The organism is uncultured Enorma sp., from assembly GCA_905210055.1.
Classification (GTDB): domain Bacteria; phylum Actinomycetota; class Coriobacteriia; order Coriobacteriales; family Coriobacteriaceae; genus Enorma.
Window position 1 is genome coordinate 1 of record CAJLVH010000182.1, and the last position, 2,923, is coordinate 2,923.

General features: G+C 64.8%; 2 protein-coding genes and 1 pseudogene. All 3 read left to right on the top strand.

Translation table 11 applies throughout. From position 1 onward, the window contains the following. Window positions 1-268: pseudogene (locus tag QZ079_RS08890) on the top strand (UDP-N-acetylmuramoyl-tripeptide--D-alanyl-D-alanine ligase); the annotation flags it as partial. Then, window positions 269-1,300: a phospho-N-acetylmuramoyl-pentapeptide-transferase gene (gene mraY, locus QZ079_RS08895; protein ID WP_297037496.1), complete on the top strand. Its 1,032-nt coding sequence runs from the start codon at window positions 269-271 to the stop codon at window positions 1,298-1,300. Window positions 1,301-1,312: 12 nt separating this feature from the next. Then, complete coding sequence (murD, locus tag QZ079_RS08900) at window positions 1,313-2,743, top strand: UDP-N-acetylmuramoyl-L-alanine--D-glutamate ligase (protein WP_297037497.1); 1,431 nt, start codon at window positions 1,313-1,315, stop codon at window positions 2,741-2,743. The last annotated feature ends 180 nt before the right edge of the window (window positions 2,744-2,923 follow it).

The window sequence follows — 2,923 nt, forward strand, 5'->3', positions numbered from 1 at the left end:
TGACGAAGCGCCGCGCCTCCACGAGCTCGTGGGTGCCTATGCCGCCGCCAAGAAGCTCGACTACCTCGTGTGCGTCGGTGGTGAGGACGCCCAGCACATGGCGCGGGCGGCCCTTCTCATGGGGCTCTCGGACGATGCCGTGCTCGTGCTCGAAGACACCGACGAGGCGATCGCGCGTCTTGCCGGCATCTTCGCACAGGACAACGTGGTGCTCGTGAAGGGCTCGCGCTTCGTTGGGCTCGATCGTCTCGTCGAGGAGGTCTGCTAGATGCTTGGCAATCCTTCATACCCCACATACCAGGCATTTCTCGCACTCGGTATTGCAGCGGTCATCGCGCTCGCGCTCATGCCGCTGTGGATTCGCATTCTCAAGTTCGAGGGCATCGGCCAGCAGGTGCGCGCCGACGGTCCGGAACGTCACCTGGTCAAGCAGGGTACGCCTACCATGGGCGGCGTGATCATTTTGATCTCTGTCGTCGTCACGTGCCTGCTTATGGGCAAGCTCACCACCGAGCTCGTCCTTGTGCTCTTGGCGACGGTCGCCACGGGGCTCCTCGGCCTCATCGACGACGCGACCTCGGTGACGCACGGGCGCTCGCTCGGCCTCACGCCGCACGCGAAGATGATCGGCCTCACGCTCATCTGCGTACTGTTCTGCCTGTTTTCCGTGAACTGGTGCGGCGTGGAGCCCATCGTGCGCTTCCCCGGTGGCTTCGTGATCGACCTCGGTGTGCTCACTACCACGTTTGACCTCGGTGGCCAGGCGTTCTCGATCCCGTGGCTCTACGTGGCGTTCACATGGCTTCTCATTGCAGGACTTTCGAACGCTGTGAACCTCACAGACGGCCTCGACGGTCTTGCGGGCGGCACCTCAATGATCGCCCTGCTCATCATGGCCGCCGTCACGTTTTTGTGCAACGACCCGAACCTCACGGTCTTCTGCACGTCGTGCGCGGGCGCGTGCCTGGGCTTTCTGTGGTTCAACTGCTACCCGGCGAGCATCTTCATGGGCGACACCGGCTCGCTCGCCCTCGGTGCCGCGCTCGCGGCAGTGGCCGTCATGACGAACACCGAGGTTGTTTCGCTTATCGTGGGCGGCCTTTTCATCATCGAGGCGCTTTCCGTCATGATCCAGGTCGTGAGCTTCAAGGCTACGGGCAAGCGCGTCTTCCTCATGGCGCCCATCCATCATCACTTCGAGAAGATGGGTTGGGCGGAGACGAAGGTCGTCATTCGGTTCTGGATCGTATCCGCGGCGTTCGGCGCGCTCGGCCTCGCCCTCTTCTTCCAGTTGGGCTAGCGAGGTGCGCAGATGAGTGTTGAGATAGGCGGCAAGCGTTTGGACGAGGGGATCGACCTTTTGGTGCTGGGGCTCGGGGCTACGGGACTCGCCCTTGCCCGCTGGGCGACCCTGCACCTGGACGGGCTCGTGAAGAGCGTGACGATATACCCTGGCTCCAAGATCAAACCCTGTGCGCAGACGCGCTCGCTCGAGGCGATGGGCGCTACCTGCGTGCTCGGCACGGAAAAGGTCGAGGGCAGCTATGACGTCTGTGTTGCGAGCCCCGGCATCTCGGAGTTCAGCGTGTTTTTCGCGAGCGGGCGCGCGCATGCAAGCGAGATCATGGGCGAGCCGGAGTTTGCCTTTCGCCTTTCGCCCGAGCGCTGGATCGCCGTCACGGGAACGAACGGCAAGACCACGACGACGTCGCTCATCAACCATCTTCTGAATGAATCGGGACTGGCCTGCCGCGCGGTGGGAAACATCGGCGTGGCGCCCATCACCGCTATCGATACGCGTGCAAAGGGCTCGTGGTTCGCCGCTGAGCTCTCGAGCTATCAGCTTGCGACGACAAGCGAGCTGCATCCACACGTTTCCGTGTTGCTGAACATCACGCCCGACCACCTTGCCTGGCATCGCACGCATGAGGCGTATGCGGCTGCGAAGCGTCGAATCTTTGCAAACCAGGGCGCAGGCGACCTTGCCGTCGTCTGCGTCGAGGATGCGGGCTCCGCCGCGGCGCTGCCCGAGGCGCGCGCGACGGGCGCGGAGGTCTGCGAGCTCGCGCATGAGGATAGCGGGGCGGCGAGCGCGGCGTTCGTTCGAGATGGCGTGCTCACCTGTCGTTTGCGCGGAGCCGAACACCGTTTGTGCGCGGCCACCGAACTTGCCATCTCCGGCGCGCACAACGAGCTCAACGCGCTCGCCGCTGCGGCGGCTGCCCTGTGGGTGGGCGCGGAGTCGGCAGGCGTGGCGCACGCCCTCACGACGTTTCAGCCCCTCGAGCATCGCATCGAGCCTGTGCGGACGGTCGACGGCGTGCGCTATGTGAATGACTCGAAAGCCACGAACACCGATGCTGTGGAGAAGGCGCTCACCGCCTTTCCGAACGATTCCGTGGTGCTCCTACTGGGCGGCACGGACAAAGGCACCGAGCTTTCCGGCTTCGCGGAGCGCGTTTCAGCATCGTGCGTCCGCGCTATCGTATGCTTCGGTGAGGCTCGCGATCGCTTCCTCGCGGCGTTTGCCGAACCTACTCGCCGGGAGGGCGTCGAACTTGCGGAGGCGGAGCATCTCGCCGATGCCGTCGAGGTCGCCCGTGCGCTCGCGCACACGGACGACGTGGTGCTGCTTTCGCCCGCGTGTTCTTCATTCGACGAGTTTTCGGGCTTTGAAGAACGCGGCGACCGCTTCAAGGAGCTCGTGGCGGATCTGAGCCGCAAGAGCGGTGGCAGCAGGTGATGCTCATGGCGACACCCACGAAGCGGGAAGATACCAAGAAAGGCCGCATGAACGAGGCGAAGGCGGCACGCGCGAAGTCGAGTGCTTCGGGAACACGCGAGGACGGCGCGTCTGGGCGTGATCGCGCCGCCGGGCGCTCGTCCGCGGCGTCGCGCGGTCGAGGCCGGCGCGCGGCGGGGG